Below are 20,403 nucleotides of genomic sequence, written 5' to 3' on the forward strand. Positions count from 1 at the left end.
CCTGGAACGTGCGGCCGATCGCCATCACCTCGCCCACCGACTTCATCTGCGTCGTCAGGCGCGCGTCGGCGGCAGGGAACTTCTCGAAAGCGAAGCGCGGAATCTTCGTCACGACGTAGTCGATCGCGGGTTCGAACGACGCCGGCGTGCGGCCGCCCGTGATGTCGTTGCGCAATTCATCGAGCGTATAGCCGACCGCTAGTTTCGCCGCGACCTTCGCGATCGGGAAGCCGGTCGCCTTGGAGGCGAGCGCGGACGAGCGCGACACGCGCGGGTTCATCTCGATGACGACGACGCGACCGTCCTGCGCGTTGATGCCGAATTGCACGTTGGAGCCGCCGGTGTCGACACCGATCTTGCGCAGCACGGCGATCGACGCGTCGCGCAGGCGCTGGTACTCCTTGTCGGTGAGCGTCTGCGCGGGGGCGACGGTGATCGAGTCGCCCGTGTGCACGCCCATCGGATCGAGGTTCTCGATCGAGCAGACGATGATGCAGTTGTCCGCGGTGTCGCGAACGACTTCCATCTCGAATTCCTTCCAGCCGAGCACCGACTCCTCGACGAGCACTTCGTGCACGGGCGACAGGTCGAGGCCGCGCTTGACGATCTCCTCGAATTCCTCGCGGTTGTAGGCGATGCCGCCGCCGCTGCCGCCGAGCGTGAAGCTCGGGCGGATGATCGTCGGGTAGCCGACTTTCGCCTGGATCTCGACCGCCTGCTCGAACGTGCGCGCGACTTCGGCCTTCGGGCACTCGAGCCCGATCTCGGCCATCGCCACGCGGAACAGCTCGCGGTCCTCGGCCATGCGGATCGCGTCGCGCGAGGCGCCGATCAGCTCGACGCCGTACTTCTCGAGCACACCGTGCTCGGCGAGATCGAGCGCGCAATTGAGGGCGGTCTGACCGCCCATGGTCGGCAACAGCGCGTCCGGACGCTCCTTCGCGATGATCTTCTCGACCGTCTTCCAGTTGATCGGCTCGATGTAGACCGCGTCGGCGGTGCCCGGGTCGGTCATGATCGTCGCCGGGTTCGAATTGACGAGGACGACGCGATAACCCTCTTCCTTGAGCGCCTTGCACGCCTGCGCGCCGGAATAGTCGAACTCGCAGGCCTGGCCGATGACGATCGGGCCCGCGCCGATGATGAGGATCGAACGGAGGTCAGTTCTTCTTGGCACTGCCCGCACCCGGCTTCTGCTCTGGGGTCGCGGCCGGCTTCGCAGGCTCGGCCGCTGGCGCGTCGCCGCCCGCCGGCGCGAGCACGATGCTCACGTTGCGGATCGTCTCGCGCGGGATCGTGAGCTCGACGCCGCCGTGCTCGGGCCCGAGCTGGAGCGTGAGCGCGGGATTCGACCACTTGGTCAGCGTGCCGCGACGGACCGTGTGCAAGGTGGTCTCGACGACCACTTCACTGCCGACGCGCTGCTCGAGTTCGGCGTATTCGACGAGGCGGCCGACCGGCTGCGACGGCTTCGCTTCGGCGGGGGATTCCTTGGTCGGCACGGTCGCATGGTGCGGCTTGCGCGCGAGCGCGCCATCCGCGCCGCACAGGGCCACCGCAACGACGAGAGCAAGGGTCAGGGAACGTTGCTTGGACATGTCGTCTACGCCGCGGCAGCCGCGCGCGCCTCCATGAGTTGGATGAACCGATCGAACAATCCGGCCACGTCGTGCGGGCCGGGACTTGCTTCCGGATGTCCCTGGAAGCCGAACGCCGGCGCATCCGCCAGCGCGATCCCCTGCAGCGAGCCGTCGAACAGCGAGCGATGGGTCGCGCGCGCATTCGCCGGCAGGGTCGCCTCGTCGACCGCGAAGCCATGGTTCTGGCTCGAGATCATCACGCGGCCGGTGTCGAGGTCGAGCACGGGATGATTCGCGCCATGGTGGCCGAACTTCATCTTCAGCGTTCGCGCGCCGACCGCTAGGCCGAGCAGTTGATGACCGAGGCAGATGCCGAACGTCGGCACTTTCGCGCGGATGAACTCGCGGATCGCCGCGATCGCGTAGTCGCACGGCTCCGGGTCGCCCGGCCCGTTCGAAAGGAACACGCCGTCCGGGCGGAGCGCGAATACCTCGTTCGCGGGCGTCTGCGCCGGCACGACGGTGATCTCGCAGCCGCGGTCGGCGAGCATGCGCAGGATGTTCTGCTTGACGCCGAAGTCGTACGCGACGACGTGGAAGCGCAGCGCCGGGCGCGCGAACGCGGCCTGGTCCAGGTCGTAGCTGCCCTCGCGCCACGAATGACGCTCGCGCACCGACACGACCTTGGCGAGATCGGCGCCCTTCAGGCCCGGGAACGCGCGCGCGGCCGCGAGCGCCTCATCCCCGGATGCCTGCGCGCCGGCGAGGATGCAACCGCTCTGTGCGCCCGTATCGCGCAGGATGCGCGTCAGCCGGCGCGTGTCGATTTCGGCGATCGCGACGATGCCGTTGCGCTTGAGGTACGCGTCGAGCGTTTCCTGCGAGCGCCAGCTGCTCGCGACGAGCGGCAGGTCACGGATCACCAGTCCGGCCGCGTGCACGCGAGGCGACTCGGCGTCCTCGGCGTTGCAGCCCGTATTGCCGATGTGCGGATAGGTCAGCGTGACGATCTGCTGCGCGTACGACGGATCGGTGAGGATCTCCTGGTAGCCCGTCATCGCGGTGTTGAACACGACTTCGCCGCTGGTCCGCCCCTCCGCACCGATCGAAATGCCGCGGAAGATGCTGCCGTCGGCGAGTGCAAGGAGAGCTGGAATCGTCATGCGTTCGCCCCAGGAGGGTGGGAAATGGCCGTCACCGCGTCGACACCGGGTGCGACAGCACCCGCGGGCTGGCACATGCCGGTCCGTGGGCGTGGTGAGGAATCAAGGCGAGCACAAATTCTAGGGGTCGCGCGCGCGCCTGTCCACCCGCGGGTGCGGTCGCCGCACTACAATCGGGGTCGCCGATCCCCACGTCCGCGCCGCATGAATGCCGCTGCCCAGATCCTGAACCAGACCGCGGCGCCCCTGCTCGATCCGCGCAACCTCGAGCGTGCCGACACGCTCGTGTTCGAGCAGCCGTTCGCTTTCCTCATCGCGCGCGAGCAGCTGCCCTCGCACGCCGCGGCGGACCTCGCGCGCGACTTTCCCGGGTATGCCAATGCAGGCTTCTTCCCGCATGAGGCGCGCGACTGCGGCCCGAGCATCAATCGCCTCGTCGCAGAACTCACGGCGCCCGCGTTCGCCCGTGCGATCGGCGTGCGCCTCGGCGTCCCCGACCTCGGCGACAAGCCGCACATCGTCACGATCTGCCGCGCGTTGAACAAGCGCCATGGAACGATCCACACCGACAGCCGCTCGAAGATCGTGACCGCCCTCCTCTACCTGAACGAAAGCTGGCCCGACACGAGCGAGGGATGCCTGCGTTTCCTCCATCGCATCGACGACATCGACGATCTCGTCGTGCCTGAAGTGCGTCCGCTGTACGGCCACCTCGTCGCATTCCGACGCGCCGATAATTCCTTTCATGGCCACCTGCCGCACGAAGGCGAGCGCCGCGTGATCCAGGTCGCATGGCTCACGAGCGAAGAGGAGAAGCTGCGCAAGACGCAGCGCGGCAAGCTGTCGAGGCTGTTCAAGAAGCTGTTCGGCGGCATCGATCGGCGCCTCGGTGCCGGCCGCGACCGCAGCGCGGCACATCGCGACTGACGCGCCGCGCATGGACGGGATGGCCGTCCACGCGGTTTCAGACGCGTTCGCGGTCGCCAGCCTTTCCTGCGCGAGCGCCGCCGGCTCGGCTTCCGCGGGCGCGTCGATGCGGGAGTGGCTGGATCGCGCTCGCAGCGATCCCCACGGCGGAAATCGCCGCGGAACCCGGCGACTGCACCGAAGCCCACGCCATCGCGGCTCGCAGCAATGGCCCTGAACCCGCGGTGGCGCGTCGCGGCAGCGCTCGCCGCATGGCTCGAGCCTGCTTATGATTGGTTTCCGCACCGCCAAGAGCCCCCGCATGCGCCGTTTCCACCGTGTCCTTCCGCTCGTGCGCCGGGCGATCGCCGTCGCATTCCTGCTCGGTGCCGCTGCAGTCGACGCGCGCAAGGGCGAGCTGCCGTACAGCCTTGCGCAGCCAGCCAAGGCCGGCGTCGACATCGCCATCGTCGACGTGCCGGGCATCGACGCGATGCGCAGCCGCATCGACAGCGACCGCACCATGCGCGCGGCGGCGACGAAGCGCCTTCGCAGCGCCGAAGCGCGGCCGGTCGCGATCGGTCCCGGCCGCGACGGGCGCTGGGATACGCTCGACGACGGCTCGCGCCTCTGGCGCGTGCGCGTCCGCGCAGCGGGTGCGACGGACCTCCGGCTCGCCTTCCCGCGCTTCGCGTTGCCGCCCGGCGCGACGCTCTACGTGATCGGTGGCGGCGACGACTACCAGGGTCCTTACACTGCTGCGGACGCGCCGCGTGGCACGTTCCACGCACCGGTCGTCCCCGGCGACATCGCTACGATCGAGGTCCGCGTGCCCGCGGGCGCAACCCTCGACGCGACGATGCTCGAACTCGGCACGGTCGGCGCCGGTTTCCGCGACCTGTTCGGCCGCAAGCAGACCCGGGAGACCGGTCCCGGCGCATCGGGCGCCTGCAACGTCGACGTCGCGTGCCCCCTCGGCGCGTCGTACCCGGAGGAGATCCGCGCCGTCGGCTACTACGAGTACGTCGCGGCCGACGACGGCGAGTACTACATCTGCAGCGGCACGCTCGTCACCGACGTGCCGCACGCGCGCCGCAACCTGTTCCTGACCGCTGCGCATTGCATGTCGGCTGCCTCGGAAGCGCAGTCGATGGTCGTCTACTGGAACTACCAGTCGACCCGCTGCAACGTGCTCAGCGCGCCCGCGGGCGGCTTCCTCTCCGACGACCAGCACGGCGCGACCCTGCGCGCGACGCGCGCGGACGTCGACTTCACCCTCGTCGAACTCGACGGCACGCCCGACCCGAGCTGGAATCTCTACTACGCGGGCTGGGACGCGTCCGGCGCCGCGCCGAGCGGCACGATCGGGATCCACCACCCGAGCGGCGACGTCAAGAAGATCACCGCGGGCCCCGCGGCACGAACGACCGACAGCTGCATCGTGCAGGTCCCCATGGTCCATGGCACGCATTGGCAGACCGGCCCGTACTCGCAAGGCACGACCGAAGGCGGTTCGTCAGGCTCGGGCCTGTTCGTCGTCGCCGGCGGCAACGGCTCGCGCCACCTGGTCGGTACGCTGTCGGGGGGCCTCGCCGCGTGCAGCGACACGTCGCCGACCCAGCCGAACGACGAAACGGACTGCTACGGCAAGCTCTCGGTCGCATGGAACGGCGCGGCGCCATCTTCGCGGCTGCGCGACTGGCTCGATCCGGCCGCGTCCGGCGCGACGAGCGCCGACGGCATCGGCCAGAACGACGTGGTGTCCGCGGACGGCGGCCATTCCACCCATGCATGGCCCTCGCCGCTGCTGCAGCGCCCGCACGCGACCGCCGAGCGCCGCTGATCGTGCTCGTCGATTCGCACTGCCACCTGGATGCGGCCGAATTCGACGCCGACCGCGACGACGTGATCGCGCGCGCGCGTGCGGCGGGCGTCACCGTGCAGGTCATACCCGCGATCGCGCGGGCAGGTTTCGGCCAGTTGCGCGACCTGTGCGCGGCGCACGCGGGCCTGCACGCCGCCTACGGACTTCACCCGATGTATCTCGCCGAACACCGGCCCGAGCACCTCGTCGCGCTGCGCGAGTGGCTCGCGCGCGAGCGCGCGGTAGCGGTCGGCGAATGCGGCCTCGATTTCTTCGTCGAAGGCCTCGACGGCGATGAACAGCGGCGCTACTTCTCGGGCCAGCTCGAACTCGCGCGCGAGTTCGAGCTGCCCGTGATCGTCCACGCACGGCGCGCGGTCGACGAAGTCATCGCGACCATCCGCCGCATCGGCGGGTTGCGCGGCGTCGTGCACAGCTTTTCGGGCAGCGCCGAGCAGGCGCGCCAGCTATGGAACCTTGGTTTCCTCATCGGACTCGGCGGACCGATCACGTACGAGCGCGCGAACAAGTTGCGCGGCCTCGTCGCGACGATGCCGCTCGAGTTCCTGCTTCTCGAAACCGACGCCCCCGACCAGCCGCTGGCGACGCATCGCGGCGAGCGCAACGAACCGGCGTACCTCGGCGAGGTCGCCACGACCGTCGCGGCGTTGCGCGGCACCGGCGTCGACGACATCGCGCGGGCGACGTCCGAGAACGCGCGCCGCCTGTTCTCGCTCGCTGCAGCGTGAGTCAGGCCGCGGTTCGCGGCGCGGCGAGCAAGCGGGCAAGCGCGCGCGACACGGCTGCGAACGCGAACGTCGCGGTCACGTGCGTCGCCGCGCCGAGCCCGCCGCCGCAATCGAGCTTGAGCGCGTCGCCGCCGGCCGGGCGCGTGCCGCAGACGCTGCCGTCGGCCTGCGGGTAACGCACGTTCTCGCGCGAGAAGACCGCCTGCACGCCGAAGTAGCGCTTCGGCCCGCGCGGGAAGTTGAACTCCTCGCGCAGCTTCTTGCGCACGAGCGCGAGCATCGCGTCGTGCTCGGTCTTCGAGAGGTCGCGCACGGTCACGAGGGTGGGATCGGTGCGGCCACCCGCGGAGCCGATCGTCACGAGCGGCCGCTTGCGCCGCCTGCACCACGCGATCGTCTCGACCTTGACGCGGAACGCGTCGCAGGCGTCGATGACGAGGTCGTAGCCGCGATCGAGCAGCTCGCCGAGGTTGGACGGCGTGAGGAACTGCTCGATCGCGTCGACGGCGATGCCCGGGTGGATCGCGCGCGCGCGCGCCGCCATCACGGCGACCTTGGGCTTGCCGAACTCGCCGTCGAGCGCGTGCAACTGGCGATTGGTGTTGCTGACGCAGACTTCGTCGGCGTCGATCAACGTGAGGCGGCCGACGCCGCTGCGCGCGAGCGCTTCGACCGCCCACGAGCCGACGCCGCCGATGCCGATCACGCACACGTGCGCGCGAGCGAGGCGCTCGACGCTGCCGACGCCGTACAAGCGATCGATGCCGCGGAAGCGTTCCGCGAGTCTGGACTGATCCATGGGGCGCGCAGCGTATCATCGACCATGCCTCGCGACGCGCGTTCCGCGCGCCGTTCGCGGCGCGATGCCGCGGACCGTTGCCGCGATCGGTGCGTGACGCCAGACTGCCTCGAGGAATGCCCATGCCGAACCCGATCACTCGACCCTTGCTGCGTTGGGCCGGGCGCCTGCGCTTCCCGCGCCTGGCGCTATTGACTGCGGCGCTGTTCGTCGCCGACCTGCTCGTTCCGGATGTCATCCCGTTCGTCGACGAGATCCTGCTCGGGCTCGGCACCCTGCTGCTCGCCAACCTCAAGCAACCCTCCAGCGGAGACCGGTGACACCATGCGCTACCTCGTCTGCCTCGTCGTCGGCGTGCTCGCCGGCGCCATCCTCGCGGGCATGTATGCGAACGCGATGCAGCGCCGCAACGCGTGGCCACGCGCACTCATGAACGTCATGCAGCACGAACTCGGCGCGGCCCGTTCCGCGGCCAGGGACGGCACCTGCGCAATGCCCAGCCAACGCCGCCCGGCGGATCACCTGCGGCTCGTCGCCGACGATCTCGACGCAGCGCTGCTCCCCGCGGGCGCGAAGGACCGGGTGCTGAGCCAGTACATCGTCGATTTCCGCGCCGCGGTCGCGGCCTGGGACGCGCAGGGGCCGTGCCCGCGCCAGGCCGAGGCGCTGACGACCGTCGCCAACGCCTGCGAGGCGTGCCATCGCGACTATCGCTGAATCGCCCGCGAGCCGGTTGCGGCCAAATACAGAACTCACTAGTATCGTTATCTGGCCACCGCCATTCGCGGCGGTCCGTGGCGCCATGGAGCGGCATTCGCAGGACGACGCAGCCTGCGGTGTCGCGAGCGGAGCCACCGGCACACTCCCATCCCGCTTTCGTCGACGTGGATCCGATGACCGCATCCGCCAGCCGTTTCCTGATCGCCGCCGCCGTGACCCTCGCGCTGGCCGCCTGCTCCATTCCGCCGAAACCCGATCGCCCGAACCTGCGCGACGAGGCGCCGCTCGCAGGGGTCGCCGTCACGGTCGGCACGGGCGCGAGCGGATGGCCCGATCCGCAGTGGTGGAACCGGTACGACGACGCGCAGCTCGCCGGCCTGATCGAGCAGGCGCTCGCCGGCGCGCCGACGCTCGACGAAGCGCATAAACGCCTCGGCACCGCGGTCGCCGCGGTCGAGGTCGCGCGCGCCCAGGGCGGGCTTTCCTCGCAGGCGAATGCGCAGGTGCAGCGCCTGCGGCTGAGCGAGAACGGGCTGATCCCGCCGCAGTTCCTCGGCTTCACCTGGTACAACCAGGGCGACCTCAGCCTGCAGTTCCAGTACGACTTCGACTTCTGGGGCAAGACCCGCGCCGCCGTCGCGGCCGCGGTCGACGACGCGCGCGCGGCCGAAGCCGAGCGCAGCGCGGCGAGCCTCATGCTCACGACCGCGATCGCCGACACGTATTTCGCGTGGCAGGCCGACCAGGCCCATCTCGCGCTCGCGAACGAATCGCTCGGCGTGCTGCAACGCCTGCGCCAGCTCGCGGACAAGCGCGTCGCGCGCGGCATCGACTCGCCCGACTCGGTGCACCAGGCCGACCAGCGCCTGGCGCAGTTGCGCGAAACGCAGGCGGCCTACACGGGCGCGGCGAAAATCCGGCTCGCCGCGCTCGCCGGCCTGCTCGGCATCGCGCCCGCGGACCTGCCAAGGCTCGAAGCGCGCGCCTTGCCGATCGTCGATGCCGCATTGCCGGGCAGCGTCGGCCTCGACCTCATCGCGCGCCGCCCGGACATTGCCGCGAGCCGCTGGCGCGTCGAAGCGGCCCTGCGCCGCGTCGACGAGGCGCGCGCGGAGTTCTTTCCCGACATCAGCCTCGGCGCGATGGTCGGCCTGCAGTCGCTCGACCTCGACAAGCTGCTGGACGCAGGCAGCCGCACGGCCGCGATCGGCCCCGCACTGCACCTGCCGATCTTCGGCCGCGGCCAGCTCAAGGCCGCCTACCGAGCTTCGCAGGCACAACTCGATGCGGTCGCGGCGCAATACGACGCGACCGTCGTCGATGCCGCGCGCGACGTCGCGACGCAGGCGCTCACGCTCGCGCAGGTCGATGCGCGCCGCACCGAGCGCAACGGCCAGCTCGCAGCGACGCGTGCGCTCGAAACGACGGCAGGCGCGCGCGCGCGCCAGGGTCTCGTCGACGACCGCACCCGGCTCGCCGCACAGGCGCAGGTACTCGAACAGCGCGATGCCCTGCTCTCGCTCGACGCCGAAGCGGTGTCGGCGCAGATCGCATTGACCAAGGCGCTCGGTGGCGGCTACCAGCTCGCTGGCGATCCGCTCGCGGCCGGCGGCGCCGGCGTCGCCGATTCCCACATCAAGTAAGCACGAGCCTCGACGATGAGCGATTCGCAGACCCCCGCCGCCGGCACGACCGGCAGCGCCCCCAAGAACGGCAACAACCGCAGGCGCCGCACGGTGCTCGCGATCATCGCACTCGCGTTCGTCGCGATGGGCGTCGCCTGGTACCTGCTCTGGCTGCTCGTATGGTCGCAGCGCGAGGTCACCGACGATGCCTACGTCGCCGGCAACCAGGTCATGCTGTCGGCGCAGGTTCCCGGCACCGTCGTCGCCGTACTCGCCGACGATACCCAGCGCGTCGAGGCCGGCCAGGTGCTCGTCAAGCTCGATCCGACCGATGCCGACGTCGCGCTCGCGAAAGCCAGGAGCGCGCTCGCCAATGCGGTGCGCCAGGTACGCCAGCAGACCGAGATGGCATCGCAGTACGACGCCGCAGTCGCGGCGCGCAAGCTCGAGCTGGCGCGCGCCGAGGCCGACCTCGCGCGCCGGCAGCCGTTGCTCGCCGACAAGGCGATCGCACCGGAGGAGGTCGCGCACGCGCGCGAGGCGGTGGACACCGCGAAGGCCGCGCTCGACCTCGCCGCGCGCCAGGCCGCGGCGTCGCACGCGCTCGTCGACGGCACCGACGTCGCCGGCAATGCGTCGGTGATGCAGGCGAAGGCGGCGTTCCGCGAGGCGTGGATCAACGCCGAACGCAATGCGATCGTCGCACCGATCGGCGGCTACGTCGCGCAACGCAGCGTGCAGGTCGGCAGCCGGGTGCAGCCGGGACAGGCACTGCTGACGATCATTCCGCTGCACGACCTGTGGGTCGACGCGAACTTCAAGGAGAGCCAGCTCGGCCACATCCGCATCGGCCAACCGGCGAAGGTCGAGGTGGACCTCTACGGCGGCGACGTCGAGTTCGAGGGCAAGGTCGTCGGCCTCGGCGCCGGCACCGGCTCCTCGTTCGCGCTGCTGCCGCCGCAGAACGCATCGGGCAACTGGATCAAGGTCGTGCAGCGCGTGCCGGTTCGCGTCGCGCTGGACGCGACGCAGCTCGCGAAGCATCCCTTGCGCCTCGGTCTGTCGACGTCGGTGACGGTCGACACGCACGACCGCTCCGGGCAGATGCTCGCGCAAGCCGGCGCGAATGCCGCGGTCGCCCAAACCGACGTCTACGCGCGCGACGTTGCCAAGGCCGATGCGGAGGCCGACGCGATCGTCGCCGGCAACCTGCGCGGCTCGCGCTGAGGATTCCTCATGGCTGCCTCATCGGAGCAGCGCCCGCCCTTGCCGCCGCTGCACGGCGCACCGCTCGCGCTGCTGACCGTCGCGATCGCGTTCGCGACGTTCATGGAAGTGCTCGACATCACGATCGTCAACGTCTCGGTGCCGCACATCGCGGGCAGCCTCGGCGTCAGCCCGCAGGAAGGTACCTGGGCGATCAGCTCCTACTCGCTCGCGAGCGCGATCATGCAGCCGATCAGCGGCTGGATTGGCCGCCAGTTCGGCGAGGTTCGCGCGTTCTGCGTGTCCGCACTGCTGTTCGTGATCTGCTCCACCCTGTGCGGCATGGCGACGAGCATGCCGATGCTCGTTGTCGGCCGGCTGCTGCAGGGCGCGGGATCGGGCCCGATGGTCGCGCTTTCGCTGAGCCTGCTGCTCAACAACTACCCGATCGACAAGAAGGGCCTCGCGCTCGCGCTGTGGGCGATGACCGTCGTCGTCGCGCCGATCTTCGGCCCCATCCTCGGCGGCTACCTCACCGACAACTACTCGTGGCCGTGGATCTTCTACATCAACGTGCCGGTCGGCCTGCTCGCGATCCTCATCACGTGGACCCTGCTGCACAGGCGCGAGTCGGTCATCGTCAAGACGCCCGTCGACACGGTCGGGCTCGTGCTGCTCGTGGTCGGCGTCGGCTGCCTGCAGTTCATGCTCGACAACGGCAACGACAAGGACTGGTTCTCCTCGCAGCTCATCGTCGTGCTCGCGGTCGTCGCGGTGGTCTGCCTCACGTTCTTCATCGCGTGGGAACTCATGGAAGAGCACCCGGTGGTCGACCTTTCGCTGTTCCGCAAGCGCAATTTCCTCGTCGGCGTCGCCGCGATGTCGTTCGGCATGTTCGGCTTCTTCGGCATCAACGTCGTCTATCCGCTCTGGCTGCAGACCGTACTCGGCTACACCGCGTCGTGGGCGGGCCTCGCGACGGCACCGGTCGGCATCCTCGCCTTCCTCGTTTCGCCGATCATCGGCCGCAACATCCAGAAGCTGGAACTGCGCTCGGTCGTCACGTTCGCGTTCGTCGTGTTCGCGGTGACGTCGTACTGGTTCGCCTCGTTTCCCGACAACGCGTCGTTCGGCCAGCTGATCTGGCCGCGCTTCATCATGGGCATCGGCATCCCGTGCTTCTTCATCCCGCTGAACCAGGTGTTCCTGTCGGGCCTCGAACCGCATCAGATCGGATCGGCCTCCGGCCTCGCGAATTTCTGCCGCACGATCGCGGCGAGCATCTCGACCGCGGTTTCGGTCACGCTGTGGCAGCACCGCGGCGAATACCACCACGCCGTGCTCGCAGAACACCTCGACGCTGCGAGCCCCGCGGCGACGGCGGCGGTCCAGGGCTTGTCGCAGCTCGGCGGACCGGCCGAACGTGCATGGACCATCATCGATTCGATCGTCACGCGACAGGCGTTCACGCTCGCGGTCAACGACGTGTTCCTGCTCTGCACCGCGCTGTTCCTCGCGATGATCCCGGTGGTCTGGTTCGCCAAGCCACCGTTCGGCAACGTCGCCGCGGGCGCAGGCCACTGAGCGGGAAGCCGCGCGGCGTCGACGCCGCGCGGCCGGATTCCCTCACGCTCCGCCGATCCACGCGATCGCGTGATCGGACGGAGCGTGAATTTCGTCAGTCACGCTCCCACGGTGCATGCACGTCTTCGTGCTCGCCGCCGTGCGATCCGCCGCCCGCTTCTTGCTGCGGTGCGCCGGCGGGTACCGCGATCTCGGGCAGGCTCGCGCCGCGCAGCACGCCGTTGACCTGCATGAGTTCGCCGCCCTGCAGCTTCGCGAAGGCATCGGCGACGTCGCCGAGTTCGCGCTGCAGCGCCTCGATGCGCGCGAGCTGGTAGTCGGACGGCTTGCCGTCGTAGGACATGATCGCGCCGTACAGCGTGTCCATGTGCTCGCGCAGGCGCTCCTCGCCGGTGATCGCACCGCCCTCCTTGGTCGCGACGATCTTCTTCCTGATCGTGTCTGCATCGTCCGACAGCTTCGCGAGCTGCTTGCGCTTCGCGTCGCCTTGCGGCAGCTTCGCCGCGGCCGCATCGGCCTGCGTACGCACGGCATTGATCTTGAACACGAGGTCGCTCATGTCGCCGAACATCGAGCGCACGCGCATCGCGGCGTCGTACTGCGCGCGGCGATCGGCCACGCCGAAGCTCGCGCGCCGATCCAGGCCGACGTCGATCTTCGTCTCGTAGACGTCCTTGCCCTTGGTCATGCGGACCGTGTAGGTACCGGGAGGAACGCGCGGCCCCTGCGTCGCGTTGAACGCGACCTGCGCGGCCGGCGGCACGCGTGGCGGCTTCGCGCGCATCTGCCACGTCACGCGGTTGATGCCGCGGCGCACGCTCGCCGGGATCGTGTCGATGACCGTGCCCTTGTCGTCCAGCACTTCGATCTTCAGCTTGCCGAACAGGTGACGGCTCTTCTGGTAGTAGGCGATCTCGGCGCCCGCGGGCGGATTCGGGCCGCTGAACGCGGCGTCGCCTTCCGACCAGCCGCCGAACGCGTTGATGCGCTGCTGCACCGGGCGCGAAGCGAGGAACGCGGCTTCGCTCGCGAGCGTCTTCGCGTCGAGAGCACGCAACGGCGTGAGGTCGTCGATGATCCAGATGCCGCGGCCGTGCGTCGCGAGCGCGAGCGAGGCGTCGCGTTGCTGGAACGCGAGGTCTCGCACCGCGACCGCGGGGAACTCGCTGCCCTTGAACGGCGCCCACGCCTTGCCGCCATCGGGGGAGATCCACAAGCCGAACTCGGTGCCCGCGTAGAGCAGGCCCGCGCGTTGCGGATCCTCCTTGACCACGTGCACGTAGCCGCGCACGCCCTTGTCGTCCTTCGGCGACACGAGCGCGGTCCAGCTGCGGCCGTAATCGCTCGTCTGGTAGATGTACGGGGCCATGTCGCCGAAGGTGTGGCGATCGAACGCGACCAGCGCGCTGCCGGCGTCGAAACTGCTCGCCTGCACCCACGAGACCCACGCGTGGGCGGGCACGCCCTTGATGTTGCCGACGACGTTGGTCCAGTTCTTTCCGCCATCGCGCGTGACCTGAACGTTGCCGTCGTCGGTACCGACCCAGATCGTAGCGGCCGCCTTCGGCGATTCGCTGATCGAGTAGATCGTCGTATGCATCTCGGCCGCGGAGTTGTCGACCGTGATGCCGCCGGACTCCTCCTGCTTCTGCTTCGCCGGATCGTTCGTCGTCAGGTCGGGCGAGATGCGGTCCCAGCTCTGGCCGTGGTCGCGCGAGCGGAACAGGAACTGCGCACCGATGTAGATCGTGCCCTTCTCGTTCGGGCTCAGCGCGATCGGCGCGTTCCAGTTCCAGCGCAGCTTCTCGTTGTAGCCCGCGAGCGGCTGGATCGTGCGCAGCTCGTGCGTCTTGCGGTTGACGCGCCCGATCGCGCCGCCCTGGTACTCGGCATACAGGTAGTCCGGATCGGTCGGGTCCTCGAACATCCAGAAGCCGTCGCCGCCGTACATGTTCTCCCAGCGCTGGTTCGTCACGCCGCCGGGGTACGCGCTGTCGCCGACCCAGGAGCTGTTGTCCTGCAGGCCGCCGTAGACGCGGAACGGATCGGCACCGTCGACGCTCACGTGGTAGAACTGCGAGATCGGCAGGTTGTTCTGCTTCCACCACTTGTTGCCGCCGTCGTACGACTGCCACAGGCCGCCGTCGTCGCCGGTGATCACGTGCGCGGTATCGGTCGGGTCGATCCAGATCACGTGGTGGTCGCCATGCGTGCCGCCGCCCGTATTGGCGAAGCTCTTGCCGCCATCGAGGCTCTGGATCAGCGCGAAGTCGGGCTTGAACAGGCGATCCGGATTCTTCGGGTCGATCACGAGGTTGGCGAAATAGAACGGGCGCCAGACCATGAGCTGGCTCTTGTCGCGCTTGTCCCAGGTCTTGCCGCCGTCATCGGAGCGGTACAGCGCCGAATCGGTCGACTCGACCATCGCGTAGACGACGTTCGCATCGGACGGCGCGACCGCGACCGCGATGCGCCCGTACGGCTTGCCCGGGAAGCCCTTGTTCGCGGCTTCGGTGATCTCCGTCCAGCTGCGCCCGCCGTCGGCGGAGCGGAACAGGCCGCTGCCCGACGTCGCGCTCGCCGATTCGCCACCCGAGCGGAAGGTCCAGCCCTTGCGGCGGAAGTCCCACAGGCCCGCGAATACGACGTCGGGATTCTTCGGATCCAGGCTGATCGACGAGCAGCCGGTCGACAGGTTCGATCCCTTGAGCACGAGCTGCCAGTTCCGGCCGCCGTCGCTCGTCTTGTACAGGCCGCGGTCGGCCGAGTCGCTCCAGAGCTTGCCGGGCACGCAGGCGTAGACGACGTCGCCGTTGCGCGGGTCGACCATCACCTTGGCGATGCGCTCGGACGCGTCGAGACCCATGTGCGTCCAGCTCTCGCCCCCATCGGTGGACTTGTAGATGCCGTTGCCGATCGACACCGAATTGCGCGTCCAGGACTCGCCGGTGCCGACCCAGATCGTGTCATGGTGCGAAGGATCGATCGCGATCGCGCCGATCGATTGCACCGGCTGCTTGTCGAACACGGGCTTGAACGTCGTACCGCCGTCGGTCGACTTCCACACGCCACCGGAGGCGGCGCCGACGAACAACGTGGTCTTGCCGTCCTTGCCGGGCACGGCATCGAGCGCGGCGACGCGACCGCTCATCGTGGCCGAACCGATGTTGCGCGCGCCGAGGCCGGACACGACGCCGGCGTCGAAGCGCGGCGCGTTCGCGTCGGGCGTGGCAGCTGCCGCGGAGAGCGCGCACGCACACGCGAGCGCACCGAGGGTGGATTGCACGAGCATGCGGTTCATCGGCCGGCTCCCTTGGTCGTCGGAAACGCGAACAGGCCGTCGTCCATCGCGACGTTCGCCTCGGCATGCTCGATCGTGATCTGCTGGCGATTGCCGTCCGGCCTGCTCTCGGTAGCGATCGAGAACGGGAAATACACGCCGTCGACCTGTTCGTAGTCGCCGTAATCGCTGATGCTCTCGACTTGCGTGCCGCGCACGCTGCGTTGGGTGACGATGCGGATCTCGAGGAAATGGTCGGGATCGAGGTAGACGTATTCGACGTCGCCGTTCTTGAGCGCGACCTTGAGCTTGTAGGCGTCGGTACCGTCGACGTCCTCGGTGCCGAGGTAGGTGACCTGGCTGCCGCGCTCCTTCCAGGACGCGAGCGGGCCGCCGATCGGCGCGTCGTCGGCGAGGCCCTTGGCGTCGTCGGCGCTCATCTTTTCGGGATCCTTGCGGCCCTGGAACGGCGAGATCTGCCACGCCTCCTTGCCGTCCCATGCCTGCACCGCGGTCAGGCCCTGCAGGCTCGCCTCCGAGCGCACGGACTCGGGCGCCTTCTGGTACTGCACGACGGCGAGTTCGAACTGCCCGCCGATGAGCAGCTTGCCTTCCGACTTCAGGCTCTTGATCGCCTGCAAGCGGGCGGCGCCGCCACGGGCGTCGAGGTTCTTCGCAACGAGTTCTTCGGCGGTCATCGCCTGCGCACTCGCGCTCGCGGTCGCGAGCGCGAGTGCGGCGAGACCGTACTTCCATCGGACGATCATGCGGCTCTCCTGGCTGGGGGCGCGCCTGCCTTGCCCCGATCGCAGGCGCAGATGGGAAACCGATGCAAGCGTAGCGGACAGCATCGGCCCCATGACGGGGCCGAAAGTCATGCTCCGGGCTGATGCTCGCCGGACAGACCGGCAACCGGCACGCCGACCGGCCGCTCGGGAGCGCGCAGGCGCAAGCGCGACCATGCCCGCGCGCAACGGCGGCCGAGCTCCATGCCGGGGCGTTCGACCCACCGATGCACGAACGCCGCGAGTACGACCGTGAGCAGCGCGTTGACGAGGAGGTAGACCGCGAGATGTTGCGAACGCAACGCCGACTCCACCGGCAGCCGCAGCAGGCACCAGAGAAGCACCATGAAGACGACCGGGTGGAACAGGTAGATCGAATAGCTGATGCGCCCGAGCCGATCCGTCAGCGTCGATCGTATGCGCACCACGCTCGTGCCGAGGAGGAACAGCGTCAGGCCGATCGCATACGGGATGGTTGCGTTGCCCTCGAATCCGATCGCCCACGTCGCCCCGAGCGGTAGCGCGAGCAGGTGCCAGAGCAACAGCCCGGACAACGCCGTGCGGAGCCGTCCCCCGGCGCTGCTTGCCTGGTCGACGACCATCCGATAGAGCGTGCCGACGAGCATGAGGGACAGGTTGAGGAATGCGAAGGCGGCTTTCGAACCGATGAGCGACGCCCCCGTCGACCAGCGCACGAACATCTCGACCGAGTAGGCGAGCGTGAACATGATCGATAGCGCGAGCAGATGCCGCGGCCGCCCGAGACTGCCGCAGAGCAGCAGCACGACGCAGAGCAGGTAGAACGCCCACTCGACGAGCAGCGTCCAATACAGGCCTTCCGCCGCGGTCACCCCGAAGAAGTCCTGCAGCAGGGTGAGGTTGACGAGGAATTCGCGCACGCCGAACGGCCGGCCCCACAGCCAGCAGGTCGCGAACGCACCGAGCGGAATCGACAACCAGTAAGCGGGGTAGATGCGGAAGAAGCGCTTGATCAGGAACGTACCGACCGGCGCCGTCCGCTCGGGCCGGATGCTGAACGGGATCACGTAGCCGCTGATCAGGAAGAACGCGACGACGCCGATGCGGCCGACGTCGATCGAATCGGCGATGCCCGCGAGCCAGCGACCGCTCACGCCCGGGCCGAGCCCGACGTACGCATCGGCAACGTGACGCCAGAGCACGAGCAGCGCCGCGATCCCGCGCAAGGCATCGATGTGGCGCAGCCGCGCCTCGTCGTGCGCCGACGGCGCCGGGGCTCCGGTACTCATGCGGGCGACGTCACAGCCTCACGCGGCCGCGCAGGATGTCGGCGTACATGACCCAGTCGCCGACGAAGCTGTAGAGCGGATGGCTAAACGTCGCCGGACGGTTCTTCTCGAACACGACATGGCCGATCCAGGCGAAGCCGTAGCCGACCAGCGGAGCGAACCACAACCAGCGCGCATCGCCGGTCCCGAGCGCGACGCCGACGACCACCAGGACGAGGCTGCTGCCGGCGAAGTGCATGCGACGGCAGTTGCGGTCCGCGTGCTCGGACAGGTAGAACGAATAGAACTCGCGGAAACTCGTATGCATCGCAGGCGCCTCGTCGTGCAGGATAGCAGTCCCGGACCACCGGCAGCGCAACGCCGATCGCGTTGACCGACGGCACGGCGCGTGGGTGCCTGGCCGGTTCAAGCGCGCACGCGCGCCCTCCCGCGGGCGCGTGCCGCCGCGCGCGCAACCGGTGCTAGCGATCGGGCAGCGGGATGAATTCGCTTTCTCCCGGCACCGTGCCGATGCGCTGGGCCAGCCAATCGGCCTTCGCGCGCTCGATGAGCGTGCGATCGGACGCAACGAAGTTCCACCAGATCGTGCGTTCGCCGTCGAGCGGCGCGCCGCCGCAGAGCATCACGTGCGCAGCCGACCGCGCCGCCAGCTCGACCTCGGTGCCGGGCGCGAGCACGAGCAGGCGCTCGGCCGCGAGCGGTACGCCATCGACATGAACGTCGCCGCCGAGCACGTACAGCGCCCGCTCCTCGTGCTCGGTCGGCACGCGCATGACCGCGCCGCGCTCGAAACGAAGTTCCGCATACAGCGTCGGCGCGAACACGCGCACGGGGGACTGCAGCCCGAACGATTGCCCTGCGATGACGCGAATGCGCACGCCGTCCTGGTCCCGCTCGGGCAGGCTCGAGGCAGCGTGGTGGAAGAAGTCGGGCGCGGTTTGCTCGTGCTCGCGCGGGAGCGCCACCCAGGTCTGGATGCCGTGCATGCGATGGCCGGCAGCGCGCTCTTCCGGAGGCGTCCGTTCGGAATGCACGATGCCGCGACCGGCGGTCATCCAGTTCACGTCGCCGGGGCGGATCACCTGCACGGAGCCGAGGCTGTCGCGGTGACCGAGCGCGCCCTCGAACAGGTAGGTCACGGTGGCCAGTCCGATGTGAGGATGCGGGCGCACGTCGAGGCCGCGTCCCGGCGGCAGCTCGGCCGGCCCGATGTGGTCGAAAAACACGAACGGTCCGACGTGGCGACGCAGTCGATGGGGAAGGAGCCGACGCACGCTGAACCCGTCTCCGAGATCGTGCAGGCGCGGTTCGATCACCAAAGGGGTCGCATCGCTCATGCTGCCGTCCTCCAGGAAGTGCGGCAACGGCGATCATGCCAGCTCGGCGCCGCGTTCGCCGCACGGGTGGCGCAAAAAACGGGGGCCGCGGCGCGAGCCGCGGCCCCGATCACGCGACGCGGACCGCAATCAGGCCGGCGTCACTTCTTCCGCCTGCAGGCCCTTCTGGCCCTGCACGACGCGGAAGGAAACCTTCTGGCCTTCCTGCAGCGTCTTGAACCCGGTGCCGCTGATCGCGCGGAAATGCACGAACACGTCCGGGCCGTTCTCGCGGCTGATGAAGCCGAAACCCTTGCTCTCGTTGAACCACTTCACGGTGCCCACCTGACGATCCGACATGAAACTCTCCACTTGACTAGGTTGAACGAACCATCCCCTTCCGGGGCATGTCGACCACTGGGTATGCAGGTGTGCAGGTGAAGCGATGAAGCGGATCAACGATCGGCGCAGCATCGGGTCGCCAAACGCGGGAGAACCGTGCAGACACAGCGGCGCGAGTCTACCCGAGTTATTGCAAAATGCGACAGGCGGCCGCGGACGGCGGACGGGGAGCCTCAGTAGGCCCGGATGTCGTTCGGCGGGTCGCGCATGAAGGCCGTCCAATCGGCGGCGAGCCGTGCCAGGCCGCCGGGGTAGCGGACGTCGAGCGTGCGTTCCGCCGCGACCGGCATGCACGGCGCTGCCGCCTGTCCCGCGAGCACGTCCTGCAGCGCGAGCCGGCCTTCCCGGTCGCGCATGAGCGTCGCCACCAGCGAATACGCGCGCTGGTAGCGGCGCTCGCGCTCGCCGGCGGCGACCGTCTCGGCATAGAAATCCCCTCCCTCGCGCGACAGCAGGTCGACGAGCGCCTCGCTGCCGTCCCCGCCCGGCGCGGCCGCGATCATGGCCTGTCGTTGCGCGCCGACCTCGACCTGCCCGCCCATGCCGCCGCCGCGATAGCGCCCGAAGTACTCGGCGAGCCCCTCGTTCAACGCGATCGGCAGGTTGCCGATCGACTCGTGCACGAGGGCGTGGGTGATTTCGTGCCGAAGGACGGCGAAGTTGACCTCGTCCTGGTCCTGCATGCGCACGCGTATCGTGCGATCGAGCATCGAGTACGCGCCGCTCGACTGCGCCAGCGACGGCTCCCTTACCTGCTCCGCGTAGGCGGCGCCCGAGCGGATGAACACGATCTTGAGCGTCATCCCGTCCGCGACCGGCACGCCGAGCATTTCGTGCATCACGCGCTGCACGCCCAAGGCGTCGGCGACCGCGCGCTGCTGCAACTGGTCGGGCAGGTTCACGTCGTAGCCGATCGCCTGGACATCGACGGCGGGCGCGCCCGCGACCGCGATGACGCGATGGCCGCGCGCATCGGCGGGAGGCGCACGATCCGAATAGTGGATGATGCCGGCCGCATCGACCCATCGATGCACCGCGACGGGTGCGCGCGCCTTCGCGGCGTGCGTGTGCGCGAGGCACGCGGCCGACTGCACGGGTTGCGGCGGCTCGGGCGACGGCCGCAACCCGGCGCCCCCCGCGAGGGGCGTCGCCGCCG

Annotated in this window: 19 protein-coding genes; 8 read left to right on the forward strand and 11 right to left on the reverse strand. The window is 69.2% G+C overall.

Annotation, left to right across the window (positions count from 1 at the left end):
• The 3 genes from carB to carA form a co-directional block, all read right to left on the reverse strand.
• On the reverse strand, positions 1-1,177 hold a 1,177-nt coding region (gene carB, locus VI238_RS11610), incomplete at its 3' end, for a carbamoyl-phosphate synthase large subunit (RefSeq protein WP_331651486.1).
• The gene (locus VI238_RS11615; RefSeq protein WP_331651488.1) at positions 1,161-1,598 is read right to left on the reverse strand and encodes a hypothetical protein; all 438 of its coding nucleotides are present in this window, start codon (positions 1,596-1,598) and stop codon (positions 1,161-1,163) included. The genes VI238_RS11615 and carB, both read right to left, overlap by 17 nt.
• 5 nt (positions 1,599-1,603) lie before the next feature.
• Positions 1,604-2,743, reverse strand: a complete 1,140-nt coding sequence (gene carA, locus VI238_RS11620; protein ID WP_331651492.1) for a glutamine-hydrolyzing carbamoyl-phosphate synthase small subunit — start codon at positions 2,741-2,743, stop codon at positions 1,604-1,606.
• A gap of 204 nt (positions 2,744-2,947) precedes the next feature.
• Here carA and VI238_RS11625 point away from each other — a divergent pair, with 204 nt between their 5' ends.
• The 3 genes from VI238_RS11625 to VI238_RS11635 all read left to right on the forward strand — a co-directional run bounded on the left by VI238_RS11625 (position 2,948) and on the right by VI238_RS11635 (position 6,262).
• Positions 2,948-3,670: a 2OG-Fe(II) oxygenase gene (locus VI238_RS11625; RefSeq protein WP_331651494.1), complete on the forward strand. Its 723-nt coding sequence runs from the start codon at positions 2,948-2,950 to the stop codon at positions 3,668-3,670.
• A gap of 301 nt (positions 3,671-3,971) precedes the next feature.
• Positions 3,972-5,492, forward strand: a complete 1,521-nt coding sequence (locus tag VI238_RS11630) for a hypothetical protein (RefSeq protein WP_331651496.1) — start codon at positions 3,972-3,974, stop codon at positions 5,490-5,492.
• Positions 5,489-6,262: a TatD family hydrolase gene (locus VI238_RS11635; protein ID WP_331651523.1), complete on the forward strand. Its 774-nt coding sequence runs from the start codon at positions 5,489-5,491 to the stop codon at positions 6,260-6,262. The genes VI238_RS11630 and VI238_RS11635 overlap by 4 nt, the downstream gene beginning before the upstream one ends.
• A 1-nt stretch (position 6,263) precedes the next feature.
• On the opposite strand, the gene tcdA is transcribed toward VI238_RS11635, so the two are convergent.
• Complete coding sequence (gene tcdA / locus VI238_RS11640) at positions 6,264-7,061, reverse strand: tRNA cyclic N6-threonylcarbamoyladenosine(37) synthase TcdA (RefSeq protein WP_331651498.1); 798 nt, start codon at positions 7,059-7,061, stop codon at positions 6,264-6,266.
• A 122-nt stretch (positions 7,062-7,183) separates the two neighbouring features.
• Between tcdA and VI238_RS11645 the strand changes: the two genes are divergently transcribed.
• The 5 genes from VI238_RS11645 to VI238_RS11665 all read left to right on the forward strand — a co-directional run bounded on the left by VI238_RS11645 (position 7,184) and on the right by VI238_RS11665 (position 12,196).
• Complete coding sequence (locus VI238_RS11645; RefSeq protein WP_331651500.1) at positions 7,184-7,381, forward strand: DUF6116 family protein; 198 nt, start codon at positions 7,184-7,186, stop codon at positions 7,379-7,381.
• A gap of 4 nt (positions 7,382-7,385) precedes the next feature.
• Entirely contained in the window at positions 7,386-7,778 is a 393-nt protein-coding gene (locus VI238_RS11650; RefSeq protein ID WP_331651502.1) for a hypothetical protein, read from the forward strand.
• 176 nt (positions 7,779-7,954) lie between these two features.
• Positions 7,955-9,424: an efflux transporter outer membrane subunit gene (locus tag VI238_RS11655; protein WP_331651504.1), complete on the forward strand. Its 1,470-nt coding sequence runs from the start codon at positions 7,955-7,957 to the stop codon at positions 9,422-9,424.
• Between the two features lie 15 nt (positions 9,425-9,439).
• Positions 9,440-10,633, forward strand: coding sequence for an HlyD family efflux transporter periplasmic adaptor subunit (locus VI238_RS11660; protein ID WP_331651506.1), 1,194 nt, complete (start codon positions 9,440-9,442; stop codon positions 10,631-10,633).
• Positions 10,634-10,642: 9 nt separating this feature from the next.
• Positions 10,643-12,196, forward strand: coding sequence for a DHA2 family efflux MFS transporter permease subunit (locus tag VI238_RS11665; protein ID WP_331651508.1), 1,554 nt, complete (start codon positions 10,643-10,645; stop codon positions 12,194-12,196).
• 94 nt (positions 12,197-12,290) lie between these two features.
• Here VI238_RS11665 and VI238_RS11670 read toward each other — a convergent pair whose 3' ends face one another.
• The 7 genes from VI238_RS11670 to VI238_RS11700 form a co-directional block, all read right to left on the reverse strand.
• The gene (locus VI238_RS11670; RefSeq protein WP_331651510.1) at positions 12,291-15,497 is read right to left on the reverse strand and encodes a WD40/YVTN/BNR-like repeat-containing protein; all 3,207 of its coding nucleotides are present in this window, start codon (positions 15,495-15,497) and stop codon (positions 12,291-12,293) included.
• Complete coding sequence (locus VI238_RS11675; protein ID WP_331651512.1) at positions 15,494-16,243, reverse strand: hypothetical protein; 750 nt, start codon at positions 16,241-16,243, stop codon at positions 15,494-15,496. Before VI238_RS11675 ends, VI238_RS11670 begins: the two co-directional genes overlap by 4 nt.
• A 107-nt stretch (positions 16,244-16,350) precedes the next feature.
• The gene (locus VI238_RS11680) at positions 16,351-17,529 is read right to left on the reverse strand and encodes an acyltransferase (protein ID WP_331651514.1); all 1,179 of its coding nucleotides are present in this window, start codon (positions 17,527-17,529) and stop codon (positions 16,351-16,353) included.
• A 10-nt stretch (positions 17,530-17,539) separates the two neighbouring features.
• Positions 17,540-17,836, reverse strand: a complete 297-nt coding sequence (locus tag VI238_RS11685; protein WP_331651516.1) for a DUF962 domain-containing protein — start codon at positions 17,834-17,836, stop codon at positions 17,540-17,542.
• Positions 17,837-17,990: 154 nt separating this feature from the next.
• A complete protein-coding gene (locus VI238_RS11690) occupies positions 17,991-18,866 on the reverse strand; it encodes a pirin family protein (protein WP_331651518.1) in 876 nt (291 codons plus the stop codon).
• Positions 18,867-18,995: 129 nt separating this feature from the next.
• Positions 18,996-19,205 (reverse strand): cold-shock protein, encoded by a 210-nt coding sequence (locus tag VI238_RS11695; protein WP_182529112.1) that lies wholly within the window; start codon positions 19,203-19,205, stop codon positions 18,996-18,998.
• 215 nt (positions 19,206-19,420) lie between these two features.
• On the reverse strand, positions 19,421-20,403 hold a 983-nt coding region (locus tag VI238_RS11700; protein ID WP_331651521.1), incomplete at its 5' end, for a DUF4124 domain-containing protein.

Origin of the sequence: Dokdonella sp. (genome assembly GCF_036518555.1) — a bacterium.
Lineage (GTDB): Bacteria > Pseudomonadota > Gammaproteobacteria > Xanthomonadales > Rhodanobacteraceae > Dokdonella_A.

Excerpts from the sequence above, each read along its gene's own strand:
- VI238_RS11615 (WP_331651488.1), bottom strand. The coding sequence starts at position 1,598 with ATGTCCAAGCAACGTTCCCTGACCCTTGCTCTCGTCGTTGCGGTGGCC.
- carA (WP_331651492.1), bottom strand. The coding sequence starts at position 2,743 with ATGACGATTCCAGCTCTCCTTGCACTCGCCGACGGCAGCATCTTCCGC.
- VI238_RS11625 (WP_331651494.1), top strand. The coding sequence starts at position 2,948 with ATGAATGCCGCTGCCCAGATCCTGAACCAGACCGCGGCGCCCCTGCTC.
- VI238_RS11630 (WP_331651496.1), top strand. The coding sequence starts at position 3,972 with ATGCGCCGTTTCCACCGTGTCCTTCCGCTCGTGCGCCGGGCGATCGCC.
- tcdA (WP_331651498.1), bottom strand. The coding sequence starts at position 7,061 with ATGGATCAGTCCAGACTCGCGGAACGCTTCCGCGGCATCGATCGCTTG.
- VI238_RS11645 (WP_331651500.1), top strand. The coding sequence starts at position 7,184 with ATGCCGAACCCGATCACTCGACCCTTGCTGCGTTGGGCCGGGCGCCTG.
- VI238_RS11650 (WP_331651502.1), top strand. The coding sequence starts at position 7,386 with ATGCGCTACCTCGTCTGCCTCGTCGTCGGCGTGCTCGCCGGCGCCATC.
- VI238_RS11655 (WP_331651504.1), top strand. The coding sequence starts at position 7,955 with ATGACCGCATCCGCCAGCCGTTTCCTGATCGCCGCCGCCGTGACCCTC.
- VI238_RS11660 (WP_331651506.1), top strand. The coding sequence starts at position 9,440 with ATGAGCGATTCGCAGACCCCCGCCGCCGGCACGACCGGCAGCGCCCCC.
- VI238_RS11665 (WP_331651508.1), top strand. The coding sequence starts at position 10,643 with ATGGCTGCCTCATCGGAGCAGCGCCCGCCCTTGCCGCCGCTGCACGGC.
- VI238_RS11670 (WP_331651510.1), bottom strand. The coding sequence starts at position 15,497 with ATGAACCGCATGCTCGTGCAATCCACCCTCGGTGCGCTCGCGTGTGCG.
- VI238_RS11675 (WP_331651512.1), bottom strand. The coding sequence starts at position 16,243 with ATGATCGTCCGATGGAAGTACGGTCTCGCCGCACTCGCGCTCGCGACC.
- VI238_RS11680 (WP_331651514.1), bottom strand. The coding sequence starts at position 17,529 with ATGAGTACCGGAGCCCCGGCGCCGTCGGCGCACGACGAGGCGCGGCTG.
- VI238_RS11685 (WP_331651516.1), bottom strand. The coding sequence starts at position 17,836 with ATGCATACGAGTTTCCGCGAGTTCTATTCGTTCTACCTGTCCGAGCAC.
- VI238_RS11690 (WP_331651518.1), bottom strand. The coding sequence starts at position 18,866 with ATGAGCGATGCGACCCCTTTGGTGATCGAACCGCGCCTGCACGATCTC.
- VI238_RS11695 (WP_182529112.1), bottom strand. The coding sequence starts at position 19,205 with ATGTCGGATCGTCAGGTGGGCACCGTGAAGTGGTTCAACGAGAGCAAG.